Annotated in this window: 20 protein-coding genes; 13 read left to right on the forward strand and 7 right to left on the reverse strand. The window is 41.0% G+C overall.

Annotated elements, in window-relative coordinates; translation table 11 throughout:
* Positions 1 to 31 precede the first annotated feature (31 nt).
* Positions 32 to 1,426 carry an FAD-binding oxidoreductase gene (locus LVQ96_07360; GenBank protein MCW6170973.1) on the forward strand — a complete coding sequence of 465 codons (1,395 nt, stop codon included), beginning with the start codon at positions 32 to 34 and terminating at the stop codon, positions 1,424 to 1,426.
* Entirely contained in the window at positions 1,416 to 2,642 is a 1,227-nt protein-coding gene (locus tag LVQ96_07365; GenBank protein MCW6170974.1) for a (Fe-S)-binding protein, read from the forward strand. Before LVQ96_07360 ends, LVQ96_07365 begins: the two co-directional genes overlap by 11 nt.
* 5 nt (positions 2,643 to 2,647) lie before the next feature.
* Here the strand turns inward: LVQ96_07365 and LVQ96_07370 are convergent, their stop codons facing one another.
* Both LVQ96_07370 and LVQ96_07375 read right to left on the reverse strand, forming a co-directional pair.
* Positions 2,648 to 4,633: a 3-hydroxyacyl-CoA dehydrogenase/enoyl-CoA hydratase family protein gene (locus tag LVQ96_07370; protein MCW6170975.1), complete on the reverse strand. Its 1,986-nt coding sequence runs from the start codon at positions 4,631 to 4,633 to the stop codon at positions 2,648 to 2,650.
* 4 nt (positions 4,634 to 4,637) lie between these two features.
* Entirely contained in the window at positions 4,638 to 4,943 is a 306-nt protein-coding gene (locus LVQ96_07375; protein ID MCW6170976.1) for an SCP2 sterol-binding domain-containing protein, read from the reverse strand.
* Between the two features lie 306 nt (positions 4,944 to 5,249).
* Between LVQ96_07375 and LVQ96_07380 the strand changes: the two genes are divergently transcribed.
* Positions 5,250 to 5,906 (forward strand): thioredoxin family protein, encoded by a 657-nt coding sequence (locus tag LVQ96_07380; protein ID MCW6170977.1) that lies wholly within the window; start codon positions 5,250 to 5,252, stop codon positions 5,904 to 5,906.
* 65 nt (positions 5,907 to 5,971) lie between these two features.
* Here the strand turns inward: LVQ96_07380 and LVQ96_07385 are convergent, their stop codons facing one another.
* Complete coding sequence (locus LVQ96_07385; GenBank protein ID MCW6170978.1) at positions 5,972 to 6,595, reverse strand: cysteine hydrolase; 624 nt, start codon at positions 6,593 to 6,595, stop codon at positions 5,972 to 5,974.
* Positions 6,596 to 7,129: 534 nt separating this feature from the next.
* Between LVQ96_07385 and LVQ96_07390 the strand changes: the two genes are divergently transcribed.
* A complete protein-coding gene (locus LVQ96_07390; GenBank protein MCW6170979.1) occupies positions 7,130 to 7,513 on the forward strand; it encodes a hypothetical protein in 384 nt (127 codons plus the stop codon).
* Between the two features lie 368 nt (positions 7,514 to 7,881).
* Positions 7,882 to 9,123, forward strand: a complete 1,242-nt coding sequence (locus tag LVQ96_07395) for an FAD-dependent oxidoreductase (protein MCW6170980.1) — start codon at positions 7,882 to 7,884, stop codon at positions 9,121 to 9,123.
* A 7-nt stretch (positions 9,124 to 9,130) separates the two neighbouring features.
* Here LVQ96_07395 and LVQ96_07400 read toward each other — a convergent pair whose 3' ends face one another.
* The gene (locus LVQ96_07400; GenBank protein ID MCW6170981.1) at positions 9,131 to 9,655 is read right to left on the reverse strand and encodes a TRASH domain-containing protein; all 525 of its coding nucleotides are present in this window, start codon (positions 9,653 to 9,655) and stop codon (positions 9,131 to 9,133) included.
* A 75-nt stretch (positions 9,656 to 9,730) separates the two neighbouring features.
* Here LVQ96_07400 and LVQ96_07405 point away from each other — a divergent pair, with 75 nt between their 5' ends.
* The 7 genes from LVQ96_07405 to LVQ96_07435 all read left to right on the forward strand — a co-directional run bounded on the left by LVQ96_07405 (position 9,731) and on the right by LVQ96_07435 (position 16,321).
* Positions 9,731 to 9,871, forward strand: a complete 141-nt coding sequence (locus LVQ96_07405) for a YHS domain-containing protein (protein ID MCW6170982.1) — start codon at positions 9,731 to 9,733, stop codon at positions 9,869 to 9,871.
* A gap of 5 nt (positions 9,872 to 9,876) precedes the next feature.
* On the forward strand, positions 9,877 to 11,961 hold the full coding sequence (gene cadA, locus LVQ96_07410; GenBank protein ID MCW6170983.1) for a cadmium-translocating P-type ATPase: 2,085 nt from the start codon (positions 9,877 to 9,879) through the stop codon (positions 11,959 to 11,961).
* Between the two features lie 6 nt (positions 11,962 to 11,967).
* Complete coding sequence (locus LVQ96_07415) at positions 11,968 to 12,537, forward strand: winged helix-turn-helix transcriptional regulator (protein ID MCW6170984.1); 570 nt, start codon at positions 11,968 to 11,970, stop codon at positions 12,535 to 12,537.
* Between the two features lie 56 nt (positions 12,538 to 12,593).
* A complete protein-coding gene (locus LVQ96_07420) occupies positions 12,594 to 12,968 on the forward strand; it encodes an SHOCT domain-containing protein (protein MCW6170985.1) in 375 nt (124 codons plus the stop codon).
* Positions 12,969 to 12,979: 11 nt separating this feature from the next.
* Positions 12,980 to 13,315 (forward strand): hypothetical protein, encoded by a 336-nt coding sequence (locus tag LVQ96_07425; protein MCW6170986.1) that lies wholly within the window; start codon positions 12,980 to 12,982, stop codon positions 13,313 to 13,315.
* Positions 13,316 to 13,467: 152 nt separating this feature from the next.
* A complete protein-coding gene (locus tag LVQ96_07430; GenBank protein MCW6170987.1) occupies positions 13,468 to 15,420 on the forward strand; it encodes an ABC transporter substrate-binding protein in 1,953 nt (650 codons plus the stop codon).
* Between the two features lie 181 nt (positions 15,421 to 15,601).
* Positions 15,602 to 16,321, forward strand: a complete 720-nt coding sequence (locus tag LVQ96_07435; GenBank protein MCW6170988.1) for an alanyl-tRNA editing protein — start codon at positions 15,602 to 15,604, stop codon at positions 16,319 to 16,321.
* A 3-nt stretch (positions 16,322 to 16,324) separates the two neighbouring features.
* On the opposite strand, the gene LVQ96_07440 is transcribed toward LVQ96_07435, so the two are convergent.
* Positions 16,325 to 16,942 carry a metal-dependent transcriptional regulator gene (locus LVQ96_07440; GenBank protein ID MCW6170989.1) on the reverse strand — a complete coding sequence of 206 codons (618 nt, stop codon included), beginning with the start codon at positions 16,940 to 16,942 and terminating at the stop codon, positions 16,325 to 16,327.
* A 137-nt stretch (positions 16,943 to 17,079) separates the two neighbouring features.
* Here LVQ96_07440 and LVQ96_07445 point away from each other — a divergent pair, with 137 nt between their 5' ends.
* Positions 17,080 to 17,613, forward strand: a complete 534-nt coding sequence (locus tag LVQ96_07445) for a cob(I)yrinic acid a,c-diamide adenosyltransferase (protein ID MCW6170990.1) — start codon at positions 17,080 to 17,082, stop codon at positions 17,611 to 17,613.
* A 38-nt stretch (positions 17,614 to 17,651) separates the two neighbouring features.
* Here LVQ96_07445 and lipB read toward each other — a convergent pair whose 3' ends face one another.
* Complete coding sequence (lipB, locus tag LVQ96_07450; GenBank protein MCW6170991.1) at positions 17,652 to 18,326, reverse strand: lipoyl(octanoyl) transferase LipB; 675 nt, start codon at positions 18,324 to 18,326, stop codon at positions 17,652 to 17,654.
* Positions 18,292 to 19,653: a dihydrolipoyl dehydrogenase gene (lpdA, locus tag LVQ96_07455; GenBank protein MCW6170992.1), complete on the reverse strand. Its 1,362-nt coding sequence runs from the start codon at positions 19,651 to 19,653 to the stop codon at positions 18,292 to 18,294. The genes lipB and lpdA overlap by 35 nt, the downstream gene beginning before the upstream one ends.

A 19,653-nucleotide genomic window follows, 5' to 3' on the forward strand; every position in this document is an offset into this window, starting at 1 on the left:
ACAAATTAATAACAATTAGTCATCGTTATCTATGGATTTTGTTTCTGAACTTAAAAAAATTCTCCCAGGGAAAGTTTTAACAGAAAAAGAGAGAAAGATACCTTATACGGCCGATGCTTCATATTTCACTGGAAACGAACCTCTCGCAGTCGCGCTGCCTGATTCTGCAGAGGAAGTATCTAAGTTGCTTAAATTCTGCTATGATAACGGAATAAACGTTGTTCCCCGAGGGGGAGGGACATCGTTGACCGGTTCTTCTGTTCCTATGAAAGATTCTGTTGTTCTGAGTATGTCGAAATTTGATAAGATCTTGGAGATCAGACCGGAAAACATGTACGTTATTGCGGAACCAGGTGTCAGGCTGGATGATCTGAATAATAGTCTCAAGAAATTTGGATTTTTCTATCCACCCGATCCTGCAAGTTCTGTTGCGGCCACTGTTGGTGGTTCGATTTCTACCAACGCAGGGGGCCTCAGAGCTTCTACTTACGGTACAACAAAAAACTGGGTACTTGGTCTTGAGGTCGTCCTTCCGGATGGCGCATTAATAAAAACTGGAGGAAAAATCCTGAAGATCTCGGCAGGTTATGATCTTACTGCATTATTTATTGGCGCGGAGGGGACTCTTGGTATTGTCACAAAGGCAATACTTAAGATATGGCCGATTCCGGAGGCTGTTGGGCGGATGCTCGCTTATTACGACTCCATAGACAAGGTTGGGAAAGCCATAGCAAAGATGAAAGAAATGGGCATAATTCCACTCATTGCTGAATTTCTTGATAGGATAACCATGGATTCCCTTGAGAGAACAAGAAAGATCGAATTCCCGAAGGATGCACAGTTTGCACTTATAGTTGATGTTTCTTCCACGACCGAAAGTATAAAGAGTCTCATGGAAAGAACTAAAAAAATTCTTGAGGATTTTCAACCGATTTCTATCACCGTTACAACCGATCCAGACGAAATGCAAAAGGTTTACGAAGCGCGGAAAGGAGCTTATTCATCCCTTCTAAGTGAAAGGAACAACGAAAATGAGAGGGTCATTATAGGTGATATTGTCGTACCAGCTTCCGAGCTGCCAATAACTCTAATCGAAGCCGAAAATCAGATCAAGGAGCATGGTCTGAAGGTTGCACTTTTTGGCCATATAGCGGATGGGAATATTCATATGAACATATACGCAGATCTGAGCAATAAGAATCAGATGGATTCTGTTGATTCTTTCCAGAGCACAATGGGCATGATTGCAGTGAAGCATGGAGGCTCTGTTTCTGCTGAACACGGTATAGGATTGGAAAAGAAAGGGTTATTGGAAATGCAGGCCAATGAAGAAAATAACGAGGGGGAGCTTCTGCTTATGAAAAATATAAAGAAGCTCATTGATCCGAAAAATATTATGAACGGAGGAAAGATTTTTGACATTTGATCTTGTGGAACTTTTAAAGGACGAAACTGGAAAATGCATAAACTGTGGCTTCTGCGAGACAGTCTGCCCTACACTTGAGCCATCGGGGTATGATTTATGGAAAGGGGCCAGAGGGCGAGTCATGGAAGCTAAGGAGCTGGTAAAGGCCGTTGAGTCCGGGACGGAGTCTCTGAGATCTGGTGACAGTTTCTATTCATGTCTTGACTGCCACGCCTGCTTTTACATCTGCCCTGCGGGTGTCAATGCAGGGATTGCAAGTCATCTTTCGAGAGAAATCATAACTACTAGGCACATAAAAAAGAATGAAAATCCGACAGCTGCCATGATGACTTCTGTTACAATGAAATACAATAACCCACTGGGTATCAGAAAAAAATGTGCGTCCTGGTCTAATGGCTTGCAATTTGACAGAGATTCCACCGATCTTCTATTTACAGGAAACATGTACCAGTTAATGTCTTACGAGAAAGGCATGAATTCTCTCAGAGGGATTATAGGCAAAGGTCTCACTCAAAGAATCGCCTCTATGGTTACAAAGCACCCCTCCCTGATAAAATTGTCTCCAAAGCCAAAAGATAAAGAACTCGATAAAAAGATGTCGACAAGCCTGAAAAACATTGTCCGCATACTCAATATGTCTGGAATTTGCCTTAATTATCTTGGCGAGGATGAACCATATCCAGGTACGTTTCTTTACGATCTCGGTTACCTCGAAGAATTCAAAGAGTATGCAAAGAGAATCTCGTATATCTTTCACAGGGCCAAAGCCAGGCGAATAATAACCGTCGATCCACACAGTTACGATCTATTAAAGAACGTTTATCCTCTGTATGTGAAAGACTTTGATTTTTCTGTTGTTCACTATCTGGATCTAATAGATGTTCCACTGCTCTTCAAGGAGAGAAATATAACCCTCCATGAGCCATGCCACTTCGCGATGAGATCACCAGAATACACTGCGGAAATAAAAATACTCAGGAGCACTGCAAATCTCGTACTTCCAGAAAGAAGTGGAAAGAAATCGAGATGCTGTGGCGGTCCAGATGAGCTTCTCTTTCCAGATATATCAGAAAAGGTATCTCAGGAAAGGTACGCTGAACTTGAAAAAACAGGAGCATCGCAGATCATAACTGCCTGCCCGATCTGTTTTTCCAATCTGGCTAAGAGCGATAAGGTAACCGATATAAGCGATTTCATCGTTCGGTCTGTGCTTTAGTGACTCTATCTACCTTTGTACTCCGGCTTTCTCTTCTGGACAAAGGCGGATATCCCTTCCTTTAGGTCATCTGTTCCAAATAGGAGTCCCATAGCCATCGATTCCATCTCAAGGCCATTGTCCGCTGGCACTTCCGATCCCTTATTCATGAGTCTTTTCGCAAGAGCGGCTGATATCGGTGCAACAGATGACGCGAGGGATGCTGCGAATTCGGAGGTCTTTTGTTCAATCTCATCCGCAGGGAAGACCTTTGAAACAAGGCCAATATTCTCAGCGTAGTTTCCATCAAACCTCTGCCCGCTGAGTATGAGATATGATGCTCTCGATAGTCCCAAAAGCTTTGCTAGTCTCTGGCTGCCCCCCCATCCAGGTACTAGGCCGAGTGTAACTTCCGGGAAACCTATCACCGCATCGGGAGTTGATACCCTTATGTCGCACCAGGTTGAAAGTTCAAAACCGCCACCAAGAACGTATCCTTTCATCTCCGCTATAGTGATCTTAGGGATCTCGGAAAGCATTCTGTAAGTTCTTTCGCCATTCCTGGACATTTCTGCAAAATCCATGGGGCCACTGACAAATTGTGTTAATTGTGCACCTGCAGAAAGGTTTTGTCCCTTGCCGCGGATCACTATGACATTGATCTCTTTGTCGTTCCACAAAGTTTCCAGATGCCCTTTTAATGCATTCATAACATCTACGCTTATCAGGTTATTTCTCGTGCTTGAAATTTCTAGATAAGCTACTCTAGCAGTGGTGTCTCTAATCAGTGAGACGAGCGATTCTTCGGATTTCGCTGTTTCAGGCTGTGCCTGTACCTTTTTCTCTGCGCTTACTGGTTTACTTGATATTATTTGTTTCAGCTTTCCATCTTCTATCGATTTTGCCGGAGAGAATATATCGGTTCCAAATTTTTTGCTTAGAGCCATAAGACGGTTCTTTACTTCGGAGTTTGTCAATCCCTCGGCGGCAGATATAGGGCCGAATGGCCTGTTCATACCCAATTTTATACCAGTCTCTATGTCATTCGGGCTCGTGATTCCCTCCTCGAGCACCTTTACTGCCTCATTAATCTCTATGCAAATTATGTCCATCATATCTATTGCTGAAGTTGGATTTGCCTGCGGTACCTTTGCGTGCCCATTTTCCCATATATAGAATCCTTTTCCTGATTTTGCGCCAAGTGTTCCGTCCTTCATGAATTTATCATAATAGCTGCACTTATTGTAATCTGGGCTCAACGTATCCCCATAATACTTTAAAGAATGGTACATCGTGTCGATTCCAACATAATCTATGAGCTCATAAGGACCCATGGGAAGACCCATCGATTTTCCCAAAGCGTCTACCTCTTCAGGTTTGGCAAAACCGTTCTGGACGACAAGACATAGCAACAGTGCTTCTGGGGCATTAATCCTGTTAACAACAAACCCGGGCGTGTCTTTTAATACACTTATTGGCGTCTTTCCTATCTTTTTGATGAAGTCAAAAGTTTCGTTGAATACTTTATCAGAGGTTTTATCAGATTTTATGACTTCAACAAGTTTCAGTACAACAGGAGGATTAAAGAAATGTGCACCGAGTATTCTTTCAGGTCCGATTGCGTCCTCTGATAGAGTTGATATAAGGATATTTGACGTATTTGATGCAATTATTGCGTCTCTCCGGCATTTTTCGCTAATTTCCTTCATTATCTTAATCTTTAAATCTGGTATTTCAGGAACTGCTTCAATGATCATGTCAGAGTCTTTAACGCTTTCACCCAGATCGCTGCTGAATCTTATATTTGACATAATTCGTTCTGATTCGCCCTGCTTTATTTTTCCGGATTTTTCAAGCCTCTGCAAACTGTTATTAATGGACGTTTCAGCTTTTTTCAGTGCCTCTGGGTATGCATCTTCTATCACAACAGGAATACCAGATATCGCTATGACTTCGCCTATGCCATGACCCATCGTTCCAGCACCGATAATGGTGATCTTTGAAATAGCCATAAAATCACCTTTTGATCTTTGATGCAAGGGTGGTGATTTTTTGGGCAGACATTATATCGCCCGATACCTTCAGTTTTCCGGACATAAAAGCAGAAACTGCGTTGAGCTGTCCTGATAGAACATCTGAAATAACTTGATCAGTCGCAGAAACTGTTGCAGATGCCCCTTGTTTCTCTCCCTTTTCAAGAACTATTTCCCCGGATTTGAACTCAACATAATATGCGGGCTGATCCGATGGCTTAAACTGGAAAGATTTATTCATACCAGATACTTCCTTCATCGCGCTTTCAGAAGCTTTTACTTTTGTCACTAAATCTTGTAACACTTCAAAAGATGTCATAGTTAGATAGCGTTACAAGAATTAAATATCTTTCTGAAAGTTATGTAGGTTGAAAATATTAGGCAATAACGATATAGTCCTTCTATCTGGATTCAACCTTTGCTAGCACAGGCAGTCCATTCGTTAGGTCGAGGTATCTTCATATAGAGGACCGCTTTCCTAGGGGATTTTAAATTTTTAGGTAGATAGAGATAAAATTGAATTAAATTGAGCGATGTTGATCGAGTATTGAAATTCTGATATCAAAGGTTAAATAATGTAAAAAAATGCACGTGTATGGCTTGGATTAAAGAAGAAGATCAAAAGTACCTGAAACAGGAGTTTGAAAAATATCTTAAGGATGACGTTGATTTGAATCTTTTCGTCTCCCGAAACGATGATTGCAAGTACTGCAAGGAAACAGAAGAGCTATTGAACGAGCTCGTTGTAATAGATAAGCGTCTGCATCTCAACGTTTATGACTACAATAATTCTCCGAAAGAAGTAAAAGAATATTCTGTCGAGAAGTATCCGGCAACGATTATTTCAAGACACGGTATTGTTGATGGAAGGATAAAGTATTACGGTATGCCCTCTGGTTATGAGTTCGGTTCATTGATAGAAGACATAAAGAATGTCTCGAAATGGGAAGTTGAGGTTTCCTCTAAGGCACTTACCTTGCTGAAGGAAGTCAAGAAACCAATAACCATCAAGGTTTACGTAACACCAACTTGCCCGTACTGCCCGAAGGCGGTAGGCACAGCGCATAAGTTTTCAATTGTGAACGAAAACATAACCAGTGAAATGATTGAGGCCCTTGAGTTTGAAGAAGAGGCTGAGGAAGTTGGGGTCTCTAGTGTCCCTCATATAACAATCAACGGAACAGTGCAGTTCGTGGGAGCCCAACCCGACGATAATTTCGCTGAATATGTATCAGAAGCTAATAGCTCCTGAGGAAACAATATTTTTCTAAATTTTTAACAAGATTTTATATTCTTTTTATTTCAGTACTATAATTATTACTGCTTCCACGACTTGGTTATTTCTGCCGATCTTGAAACAATAACTTGTGTCCTCATTACTTCTAATGCAGCTTCGTGCATATCTTTGTTGGAGGATGAAACGCAATCTTCAACCACGACAGGGTAGAATCCACGATTCCCTGCGCTTCTAGCAGATGATTCAATGCCGAATTCAGTAGCAATGCCTGTAAATATTATTGTTTCTATTCCTGCATTCCTCATCATTAACTCAAAATTTGTTCCGACAAAAATGTCTGCAGTATTCTTCGGAAGTATCAAGTCGTCCTTCTGAGGTTCAAATTCCATATAGATTTCTGCTTCTGGTGAACCAGGTTCCATAAATTTCATCTTTTTTGGATCTCTTGCGCCATACCTTTTCATTGATGAATAAAGACGATAGCCAGACTCAAACCTGAATGGGAGTGGCGTTATTTTTGTATAGGTAATTGGAACACTGTTCTCCCTGGCCTCTCTGATAAGGCCTTTCAAAGACGAAACAAAGTCATTCTTATTGAATACAGAATTCACAAGCGCATTCTGAACATCCCACACAACAAGTACAGAATGTTCAGGATTTACAATATCTTTAATTTCTTTGTAAATAACTTTTTCTTCAGTCATGATTAGTAATTACAAAATCATATTTTAGGTTACATGTCTGAAAGAGTGTGGGAAAACCTCAGTGCGCTCTAATAGAGTAAAAGCAATGCACGAAATATCTATGGGCGTAAACTACGATAGCCATAAAATGAGAAATATTAGCCTCTACGGACAGGATGCTGGGATGCATTCTTGAGTGAAAATTTAAATTGTTCGTACACCAAGGGATCCAAGTAAGACTGAGCGTTTTAAGTGATATCCATTTATTTTTTATACAAAAAGTTTTACTAATACCAAGCATTCTATTCAATATGGGTGATAGAATAAAAGTGCTAGATATTGCAATCAGGGCAATTCGTTTAACTTTTGCAGGAGGCGCTGTTGAACATGACCAAGAGAAAATTTTTGTGGGTAGTTACCGTCTTGTTTATGATACTTACCCCCACTGGTGTCTATGAGTACTATACTTTACCCTAGCCTATATCGTTAACCTCCGAGAAAACAACTTCAGGATTAATAGACAACAATTCATATTCTACAAAGGCTATAGCTAATTTGAGTGCTCTTGTACGCAGTGAATCTGTGCTTATCGGAGTCGATGAAGCCAAAAATATTGGAGTGGCTGAATACTCGGGGATATCCATATTTGTGACAAAAATATCACAGAACGTTAACTTTCCATTAACCGGTCTCAGTTACGTTGTTAACCATGTAAGTTTAAAGTATGATGATTTAAATTCTACATTGCCGTCTCCTGTTAGGACAAAATATACTGGGTCCGGTCTGGAAAATATTTACATGTACGAATATGATATACCTGGGAGTTTCACATTAACCTTCTATGTGCACATTACTCCTATCGCCGAATTAGGCATATTTCACTTTCCCTCGGAAACAGTAACTGCCAACGTATCTGTTGATGTTGCAATTAGTAGCTGAAACTTTTGATAAATTGCTCAAATTATTTTATTGGAAAGTGAATCTTCGCGTTTTGCTCTTTCTTAAGGCTTCTAGTGAAGACAATTTAATGTTAACTTCATGCTTTTTTTTGGTGAATGGAACTAAACTATCGCATCAAAGAAATAACAACTAGCTATGGTATTACATTATAATATTTCAGGAACGGTAGAAGTGTGACAACGCAAGCATGTTCAGTCGAGAAAAAGGACACTCGGATTCATGCAGACATTGATGGATTCTCTAGTTTTTGGGCGTGAAACAGATGATTACTACCAATATGGACGTTAATAGGTCCTATGAAAACCATAATCTAGAAACAATAAATAAGATGAACTGTTAACTAACACATGGTAGACAACAAGAAAAAGAAAGTCCTTATTGTGGGTGCAGGATTTGCAGGTTTGAGATTTTTTTATGATTTGATAGAAAAACTTTCTGCGGATACTGAAGTTACAGTAATAGATGAAAGAACTACAAGTTTAGAAAAGCCATCTCTTCCTGAAGTTGCTTTGGATGGAAAACCAGTATCACTTGTGCAAATCGAACTCGAGAACATAATCCATTCTCGTGGTGCCAGTTTTGTAAATAAAACTTTAGTCGAGGTTAAACCTGATGAAAACACAGTTGTCTTCTCAGACGGGCAGTCGATGAGTTACGATTACCTTGTGGTTGCAACAGGTGCAGTAAAGGATTATGATGCCATTCAAGGGTACAGAGAATTTGGTTATTCGGTATGTGACGATACCGAAGCTCCAAAACTGTGGGGTGCATTGAAATCCTTCAAAGGCGGGAAAATAGTGATCGGTTCGGCCAAAACAGACTGGAGTCCGGAAACTACTGATTTAAGGCTTGCAGCCCCTTGTGAGGGCCCCATTGGTGAGATTCTATTCATGATCGACCATTATCTTAGAGAAAAAAATCTTAGGGACAAATCATCAATAACCGTTTTCTCCCCCGGTCATATATTTTTCGAGGATGTAGGAGAAAACGTCCATTCAAAAATAGAACCTCTTCTTGCTGAGCGTGACATAAAAGTGTTAACGGACAAAGTTCTAAAAAATATAAAAGCAGACAGAGTGGGGTTCGAAGATGGTACGGATCTACAAAGCGATTTCACCATAGTTATCCCTCCATATACAGGTACGGATATCCTTAAAAAATCTGGCCTTGGAGACGAATTCGGATTTGTGAGAACAGATCTTGAAATGCGTTCCATAAAATTCAGAAATATATTCGTTATAGGTGATTCAAATGCTAACTCAATGCCAAAATTAGGGCACATAGCAATAATGCAGGCTGATGTCGCATTTTCTTCCCTTGTAAAAGAGATAAAGGGCGCTGGTTACATAAAGAAATTTAAGCCTGAAATATTCTGTATTATGAACAGGGGAGGATCAGATGCAACTCTGATACTTTCCGACGTGCTTTATGGTGGAGCAACAGATGTTACCTTGGACGGTTCTATTGCACATACAATGAAGTGGGGTTTTGATTCATATTATTATTACATGAGGGGTCGCATGCCCCCAGAAATTCTACAGGAACCGCTGGAGAGGATATTGAAGCTGGTAGAAGAAAAAGGTACATAATTCAATTTCATGCATTTGACAGGATTTCTCGCCTCTTTCGAAGATCACGCTCACATGTTGGACAACATGCGTAGTAAGTCCTGCCACCAACTTCTACTATTATCGGCTTGCCAGTTATGTCATTTCCGCAGTAGTCACAGTGTAGGTGAGCTAATCTTCCGGGGTTATCGCCCAAGACTCGTCCTCGCACTACCTTGACGTCAAGGATAGGCAAGTTCTCGACATCCAATAAATCCTCGTAATACATTACGAGCATGAAAGTCTGATCGATCAGTTCAAAGTATTCTACAATGCGGTTTAACGGAACTCCCGTTAAATCATTAACATGAACAAGAACCATGTCGCGTAGATCGTCATCAACGGTAACTGTGAAGCTCTTTATTTTTTTCTCAGCGATGAGGTTGTCCATGGCCTTCTTTGCGGTAATCCTGCTTATTCCCAGTTCTTTTGAAAGGTCAGAAATGCTCTTTCTGGAATCTTTCTTTAATATTACTATCATTCTTTGCTCTATTTCTGTAAGATTTCTTTTCATAATGTATAATTGACTTAGTCTATTAATACATTTTGTATAGTTAACTGTTATTAGCTTATAGACAATAGTGTCAATATGGCAATAGACGTTATTTGTGGAATGAAAGTGAAAGAAAGTACAGAATTTAAGAGCGAATTCCAGGGGAAAAAATTCTATTTTTGCAGTCAAAGATGTAAAGAAGAGTTTGATAAAAATCCTTTGAAGCACTCAAGATGATCTGAATGCCGACAGATCCTGTTTGTGGCATGTTTGTTTCGGAGGATTCTGATCTTTTCTTGGATGTGGATGGTCAACGGTACTATTTTTGTTCTAAAACTTGTCTTTTGAAATATTCATCCCCTGAGAAGGAGTCTCGAAGGCTTAAAAATAGGTTGATTGTCGCGTGGTCTTTGGCAATACCAATCATAATCATTACATATCTTCTACCATACACTGTTGTCTTTCGAGACTACTTGTTACTTGGATTGGCTTTACCAGTTCAGTTCTATTCAGGTTATGGATTTTACGAAGGTGCGTATCACTCATTAAAGAGCAAATCCGCGAATATGGACCTCCTTGTGTCCTTGGGTACGCTTACTGCTTTTGTATTCTCCGTGTTCGTTACTTTCTTTCCAAAGGCAATTCCATCATCAAGCGTTTATTTCGATGCCTCGTCGTTCATAATCACTCTAATACTTACAGGTAATTTCATAGAAAATCTAACCAAGATAAAAGCTAACAAAGCTGCAAGTGAACTTATAAATATAATTCCGAACACCTCACACATTATTCAGGAAAACGGCGAAATTACAGATAGAAAAACAAGCGAAGTGAAAGTCTCTGACAACATTCTCGTGAAACCAGGAGAAATCATTCCTGCAGATGGAAGAATATACGAAGGAAAGAGTGAGATTGATGAATCTATGCTCACAGGTGAGCAAGAGCCAGTTGTCAAGGCTTCTGGAAATGAAGTGTCATCCGGAACAAAGAACCTGAACGGAATCCTGAAAATAAGCGTTACCAGAACTGGAAAGGACAGCACCGTTAGCCAGATATACGAGCTTATACAAAGGGCATCGTCTGGGAGAGCAAAAATTCAAAGAGTTGCCGATGTTTTTTCATCTGTTTTTGTTCCCGTAGTCCTCGCAGCCGCTATCGCTTCTCTATTATTCTGGTATTTTTATCTCGCGAGTATTGGCAATTCCATTTCTATCGAGATAGCAATCCTAGCATTTGTCTCGGTCGTAGTCATAGCGTGCCCATGCGCCATAGGTCTGGCGGGACCAATAACGCTTTTGATTGCATCAAATATATCCTCAGAAAATGGGATTATAATAAAGAACTCAAGCGCGCTTGATAGGCTCTCCAAGATTACTAGGGCTGTTTTTGATAAAACTGGAACCATCACAGAACCCGATCCAACGGTTAACGAAGTACTGGTTACGGGTGGCAATTCTGAAGAGACTGTGCTCACTTTAGCTGCTTCAGTCGAATCATTTTCGAACCATCCCGTCGCAAAAGCGATCGTCAAAATGGCTTTAGAGAGGAAGGTGAATATACCTGAAGCAAGAGATATTAAGGAAAATCCGGGGATAGGCATTAGTGGAACTGTAAATGGAAAATCAGTTCAGATTTCCAGATCAAAGCATAATGGTGTTTCCGCGGTTTCTGTAAGCGTCGCTGGCGAACAAATAGGCTCATTTGTACTTTCATACCGCATAAGAGAAAGCGCGGCCATTGCGATAAGCGAATTAAAGGCAATGGGCGTTAAAGTCTCAATGATCACGGGTGATTCGGTTGAAGAGGCGAAGCGTATTGGAAAGATAGTAGGCATAGATGACATTCACGCAGAGGTGCTTCCTGATCAGAAATCAGAAATAATTAAACAATTTCAAATGGATGGAGACTATGTCATGTTCACTGGTGACGGGATAAACGATTCAGTTGCTCTGGAAACGGCCGATGTTGGTCTTGCTATGGGGTCCGGCACAGATATCGCGAGGGATAGCGGTGACATAATTCTTCTTAATAATGATCTAGAGAATGTCGTCAACGCTAAGATCATAGGAGAAAGGACAATAAGGAAGATAAAGCAAAATATAGGCTGGGCGTTTGGATACAATACTGTCCTGATACCTATTGCCGCAGGAGCCTTGGTACCGATATTTGGCTTCTCTGTTTATTCTATTCTCCCCATGCTAGCTGCACTGGCTATGGGAATGAGTTCCACATCAGTTGTTACGAACTCTTTACTTTTGAGAGGTAAAGTGACCCGTTCCCTAAAAAGATCATCTCAAATTAGAGCACACTCAACTGCAACGGTATAGAATCACATGAGAAGGAACAATGATGGTAAAAACGGAAACGACACGAGTCTCAGGGAAGGTACAAATATTAGAAAACTTTATTTTTACCTTTTATCCCTCTTTCTCGCTGTGATTTTGATCCTTATCTCCATCACGATTCTCGTAACCGTGATTTATTTGAATGGACATATAGGTGCAACAGCGCTTTACCTGTTGCTCGCGGTAGTGCTTTCAAACATTTCCATAGCCGGAATTTCACTGAGGGGCATAGCTATAAATTATTCCAACATACTTTTCCTGAACAAGAGGACAAATATAGTTGTAGTTCAGAACTCGGATAGTCATGTTTTTACAGAAAAAATTCCAGGTAATGAGAAATTAACAACTGAATTTTTTACAGAAACTGAGCTCGAAATAATCGATCTTCTTATGAAAAACAACAACCGAATGCTCCAGAATACCATAGTACAAAACATTGGGCTCTCAAAAGCTTCCGCTTCAAGAGCCATATCCTCCCTCGAGAACAAAGGAATCATAATCAAAACAAGAAGAGGAGTGACAAACGAAATCATACTGCCTGAAACCTATTTCAAATAGTTTCATGAAACGTGTTTCAAAGATAGATTAAGAACCTTTTCAGTATTCTTAACTTTATGGAAAACAAGATAAGGAATTTAATATTCGCGTTGGTCGGCTTGGTGGCTATAGTTGCAGTAATTTCTGTAGTAGCGTTTGTTGTATTTGGTGGGCGCTATTATAATGGGTATTACGGACCTTATGGGATGATGGGTGGCTATGGATTCTTTGGTATGGGTATCCTAATGCCTATAATAGCAGCAATAACACTTATATTCATTATACTGTTTGTATATCTCATAATTGGAGCATTTCACGAGCCAGAAAATGAGGATCGTATCACCCATTCTTCGCAGGTAAAAGATGCGGAACAGATAGCAAAACAGAGATTTGCGCGTGGAGAGATAACAGAAGAGGAATACACAAAAATAATTGAAACTCTTAGGAAATAAGCTGATTGGCCATGGGCGGAAAGAAAATCAAAATGTCTATCGGGAAAGGTAATATCTACGTTGATAAGTCAGTGGTAGAATCAGGCAATAGCCCTAATTTAATTCTCGAGCTTGAGAAAGAACGGGGACCGTGCACAGATGTATCCTGCCAGATCATTGTTAAGCTTTTAATCCATAAGGCAGATGGAGAAACGGATCCCAGCTTTGTACATATAATGAACGATTCAATATCCTTATATCTCAGTCCAGAGGTTTATGATTCTATTGACAAGGGAAGGCAGGACGTGGAGATTACTACAACACTTGGGAAAAAATTTGTAGCTAAAGGATTCATTTACACACCCTGATACTCCACGTTGAGTGAAGAGTTCAACAAGTAATTCGAGTTAATCGAATTTTGAATTGTAAAAAATTACTGAATTGCAGATTTTATTACTCATAGAACATTCTCGCATTTAATTACAAAACTAATTTATACGATCTACCCGATTATTTGCTGATGGGCTCAATTAAAAAGATTGTTTCTATAGTGATAGTCGTTGCTGTAATTGCGGTTGCTGGGTACGGTATTTACCGATTTGTTAACAACAGCAATACTTCTGTCTACAATTCTTCTCCGAAGAATTCAAGCGAATTGATAGATGTAGCACAGGTAAATTTGCCGGATGCACTTGATCCAGCTACCGGATTTGAAGATCAGGACGAGCCGGTTTTCACATCGGTATTCCAGGAGCTCGTTGATTTCAATGGAACAAACTACACGCAGATCGTTCCGGTGCTTGCATCTCACTGGACCGAAAAGAACGATCAGAATTACACTTTCTACTTGAGGCCCTACCTAAAATTCAGCAACGGTCAACCCGTTAACGCCTCTGACGTATGGTTCTCATTTTACAGGACAATAGTAATGGGGCAGGGTCCTGGGGTAACAAACTACGAGGGCATACTTTTTAACACAACAGAGTACTCAAACACATGCATACCAGTTCCATTTGGGGTGAGGCATGCTATGATCTCGGCCGGGGTTGACATCTCTGGAAACTATACTCAGCAGATCAACGAGACTGCAACGTACCTGGCCAAGATGCTATCTGATTTTAATTTTAATGCAACGGAAAAAAAGATTATGGAATATCCGGATCAAGCCGTCGAAGTAATCAACAGTACGATAGTGAAGATAAACTCTATCCAGCCTTACATGTATCTTTTGGACAGCATAGCGGGCGAAAGCTGGGGGGCAATTGTAGATCCATCCGCAATCGACAAGGAGGGAGGCGTTCAGGTCAACTCCCAAAATAGCCAGATAAACTCCAACTCGACAATCGGTACCGGACCGTACATGATAGAACACATTGGCGCAACCTTTTCAACAATCGTTCTGGTCAGGAATCCAAATTACTGGGCGAATACTGAATGGAACACCACAGGCCATGATGGCATCCCTGCTGTAGCACAACCTGCACACATAAAAACCATAGTTATAGACTATTCACTGGATCATACGGGAAGGGTATCCGAATTTATTGGAAACAGTGCCCAGATCAGCTATGTAAGTCCAGGTAGTATAACTTCAATATCTTCTGCATTTGCTAAGAGTGTTCCTTATTCCTCATATTTCAGGTCTTTCGCCAATCAACCGGGCATGAATTATCTCTCAATGAACAACGGTCGTTATCCATTGAACATAACAGCCCTAAGAGAGAGTATAGTTCATGCAATTAACTATTCCCAGTTGCTCCAGTTGTACGATGTTAACGGGAAGGCTTTAGCGAGTGAATTCCTTGGTCCAATTTCCCCAGGTTTTGGGAACTATTCGGATCCTATTGGTGTTTCAAATTACTCCTACAATATGGCACTGTCTCTTAGCTTCATGAAGGAAGCTGCTAAGGAGGGAGATTTCTCTGTAACCCTTCCGAACGGTACAAAGATCGGGACCGGAAAACAATTGCCATCAATTCCACTATATACCGAATCTCCCGTTACAACACTAAATGAAGCTGAACTTACTATGATTGCTGGCTATCTGCATAACATAGGACTCAAGACCTCTATAAAAGAGGTGTCTGCAGCGGTTACTGACACATGGACAAACTCAAGCAATACGCCACGCTTGCTTTTCTGGAACTGGGTTCCGGATTTTCCTGATCCGGTTTACCAGGAGCTCATGCCGTTGACAAACATTGTAGGTGGGGGCTACGGTGGTGATATGGCTTATGTTAACAATACAACACTTCAGAAATATTATGTGAACGATAGTCTTCCGTTCATTAATAACAAAGCTAAGCAGCTTGAACTCGTCAAGAAGGCATATCAAATCATATACGATCTGGCACCTTATGCCTGGTTGCCTTATCCTGAACAATACTATTTCTTCCAGCCATATGTCCATGGTGTTCAGTACAACTCATTTACAGGTTACATCTATAACATGATGTACTATTCACCGACGTAATCTCAACATACAAAAAAATCTTTAACATTTACTGCAATGAATTTACTTTCAAGAGAAAATTACTAAACCGAGCTAGAAATCTTTGAGGGAACAAAGAGCCTGTAAACTGTAAGGGAAAAATTGCTGTATAGAAAGGTCTTTAAAATGCAACTTTTTTTAACGCTAGTTAAATACAGTATCTATGACCGAGAAGCTGTTTTGGCCAGATATGTATCTTAAGGAGTTCGATGCTAAAGTCTTGAAGATTAATGGAAATGAGATTACTCTCGATAAGACAGCCTTTTATCCAACAGGGGGCGGGCAGCCGAATGATACTGGATCGATCGCCTCAGGTAGTCTTTCCATTAGGATAACAGATGTTAGGAAAGAAGGAGACGATGTTATTCATGTTTCCGACCAAAATGTGCCATTCAAGGAAGGCGATAATGTTCACGGCGTCGTTGACTGGGCAAGAAGATATGCCCATATGCGCTATCATTCTGCAATCCATGTTATTGATGGAATCGTATCAGTAAGGCATGGCTACTCTGGACTGCTTACAGGAAGCCAGATATACGAAGATAGAGCCAGAGTGGATATAAATATGGACAACTTTACAAAAGAATTTATAGACCAGATCATAGAAGAATGCAATGAGTTTAATTCAGAAGGGCACAGGATATATCAGAGGGAGATCAGCAGGGAGGAAGCGCTCAAACTTCCAGAACTAGCAAGGACTGAGCCCGGACGCGATCTAATCAACTCGCTCGATGTGGTAAGGACAATAGTTATAGAAGGCCTGGATGAACAATCAGACGGCGGAACACACGTAAAGGACACAAAGGAAATTGGGAAAATTGTTGTAGACAAGATAGAAAACAAGGGAAAAAGGAACAAGAGAATCAATTTCCATTTGCAATAATAATTATAAGTAAAGCCGAAGAGACATGGCAACTGGAAACTCGATCTTCATTGTACCGTTTGGACCAGTTAGCTCAATGTCGTCTGCATCTTTTATGACATAGACTTCCTGATCAGGAATTGCGCCGATGGAGGCCAGTTTCTTCAACAGGCCTATTTCCTCGAATGAAACCCTTCTTACGAGATATTTTCCGTCATCAGCAAAAGGGAGCGGTATCTCCTTGACCTTGTATTCCGGATTTATGGGGTTTCCATGCGGACATGTTTCCGGTCGTCCAAGATTCTTGTATAATGCTTCTCCCTTGTTTCCAGAGAACAGGTGCTCAAGTTCCATAACTGAAACGTGTACGTCTTCCCACGGGATTTCAAGGAATTTGTAGGCAAATACTTCAGATATTCTGTGCATTCGAATCAGCTTCAATGCAAGATTTTTTCCACTTTGGGTAAATTCTATATTCCTTCCATTTCTGCTTATTATACCCTCCTCCTGCAATTTTGTGAGATATTCATAAGCAGTCGGAGGACTTATGTGGAGTCTATTCGAGATATCTTTCTCCTGAACCTTGTCAAAAGCTTCAAGATACTCCCATATGACGAGCATGTAGTCTTCACGATTAAGCATTCATTTACAATTTTCTCTTTGTTAATAAACATTGCCGCTTAGGATCAATTCATAGATGATTTAAGTTGGGTAGCATTCTTTTCGATCTTAGGAAAGGACAGCAAAAGAAATATATCCTCAGATTGTGTATTGAATCTATGTTTACGAGAAAAGGTGATCTTGGGGCAACAGACACAGGTTTGAAAGAACGTGTTAGTAAATCGTCACCCCTTATAGATGTCGAAGGTACAATTGACGAACTTAATTCATTCATAGGTTTTGCTAAGTCGAACACCCAGTGGGATGACATAAGAAGTGATCTTGAAACATGTCAACGTGACCTCTTCCTGCTTGGTGAGCACCTCACGGCACATGCGCAGAGAAGAACAATAACGGAGGATCGCGTTACTTGGCTCGAGGAACGAACAATGGTCTACAAGAGGGAAATAGGACCACTTCGCCTTTTCGTTATTCCTGGCGGATCAAAAGAATCGACAAGCGCCCATATGGCAAGAACTGTAGCAAGACGCCTTGAAAGAGCTGTGGTAGAAGCCTCATCCGACATAGAGGTAGATAAGGTAATCCTCTCATATCTAAACCGGATTTCCTCACTCCTTTTCCAGATTGCAATAGTATCGAACAAGCGTCTTGGAATAAGTGAAGAGATCTGGGACATCCGACGGACGATCTAGCTGAATAGCTGAGTTATTTGGAATTTTCCGGAAGCAGATTATTTAAGCGATATTTGCTGAACCATATTCTTGAACTTATCAACTTCTATGAACTGGAATTCCCCAAATGATTCATTAAAACTCCTTAAGAGGGCAGATATCATTTCTTCCCTACTGGCATCAATATATCCCATGACTTCCGGATCCATACCACACGGTCTTATTTTATTAAACCCTTCAAGAACCTCGCTGGAAAGATTTATCGATATGCCATGGTAAGATATCCCCTGGTCTATAGCCATTCCGATTGATGCTACCTTCTTTTTGCTTCCGTCAACTTCTATCCATATCCCAGGTTCTTCGCCCACAAATGAATGCACCCCCAGATAGGATAACGCATTCATTATGGTCTGTTCTATTGAAGTCACAAATTTGCGCACATCAATCCTGCTCGGATCGCCAATGTGAAAAATTGGATATATAACAAGTTGTCCCGGCCCATGGTACGTTACATCACCACCTCGATCAGTTTTGACTACGTCAATACTTCCAAAATTATTCACGTCAAATTTTCTTCCCACAGTGTAAACCGGTTCATGCGTCAGAAAAAGCAGTATCCTGCTATAGACATTGCTACGTACCTTTTCAATGCACTCCTTCTGCAGAGCGAAAGCCTCATCATAACTGATCCTGTTGAGATCAACTGCGAGGTTTGAAGTGTAAGGGTTTTCCATAAACTCCCTCTGCGGATTCCTTTACTCCCTCAGATATAGTGGGGTGCGGATGTATGGTAAGTCCTATATCCATGGCGTTCAGTCCTGATTCAACGGCAAGTGACAATTCGCCCATTAGTTCAGAGGAATGCGGTGCTACCACAGCTGCGCCGGACACATTGCCCTTCTCGTCGTGGTAGATCCTGTAAAAGCCCAGTGAACTGTTCATTCCCAGAGCCCTGCCATTCGCTGCAACAGGAAAGTAGCTGAAGTTGCCTTCAAGGTTCCCTGTATATGATATCTCCGGATCGGAGTAAATTACAAATGGCATTGCCCTGTAGTCAACGATCGTATCTATGCCACATATATTGTCCGCAGCAACATCAGCATCATAGTACGCCTTATGCGCAAGCATCGGTCCACCGGAGACATCACCCACAGCGTAAACATTGCTGACGCTCGTCATCTTTCTGTTATCCGTCTTTATGAATCCGTGATCGAGCTCCAATCCCAGATTCTCAAGACCAAAACCTTCTGTGTTTGGTTTTCTGCCAACACTGAGAAGCACGTAGTCTGCCTGTAGTTTCTCCCCACTCTCAAGCGAAACCTCAAAGATCTGTCTCTTGGCTGCAGGCCCTTCCTGAGGTGCCTCATACTCTTCGTTCTTCTTAACGGACATCACCTTAGTGGAGACCCTTACATTGATACCAAGTTCCTTCAACTTTCTCTCAACCGGAACTGCAAGATCATGGTTTACTCCAGGAAGTATAGTGTCCATTATTTCTACTATCGTAACGGAAGAACCGAGTTTTGCGAATGCAGTACCAAGTTCGATTCCTATGTATCCCGCTCCAATTATTACAAGATTCTTTGGTATCTCCTTCAGATCAAGGACGTCTCTGTTTCCCAGAGCTTCGTTCATGTTATCAAAAACGCTCTGTCTGGAGCCAGTTGCTATGACAAGATTTTCGCATTCATAGTCTTTCCCGTTGACTGATACCGTTTTCTTATCCTTTATTGTCGCGTCCCCCCTTACAATCTCAACCCCGTAGGATCTGCAAAGAATTTCCACCCCTCCGGTGAGTTTGTTGATCATGGACCATTTCCACTTCTGCCATTCTGGCATATCTATATTTATTCTGGCATCGATTCCAGGCATTGAATGAAGGTAGGAAATAGAATGCGACAGTTCAATAAGCGCCTTGGATGGTATGCATCCGTAGTTGAGGCATTCCCCGCCAATCTTATCCTTTTCAATAAGCAGGACTTTTCTGCCCTTCTGGCCTAATCTAAGGGCCGTAGCATATCCACCAGGCCCAGCTCCTATTATTATTGCGTCATAGACCAT

The sequence above is a fragment of the Thermoplasmatales archaeon genome (genome assembly GCA_026127925.1).
Lineage (GTDB): Archaea > Thermoplasmatota > Thermoplasmata > Thermoplasmatales > Thermoplasmataceae > JAKAYB01.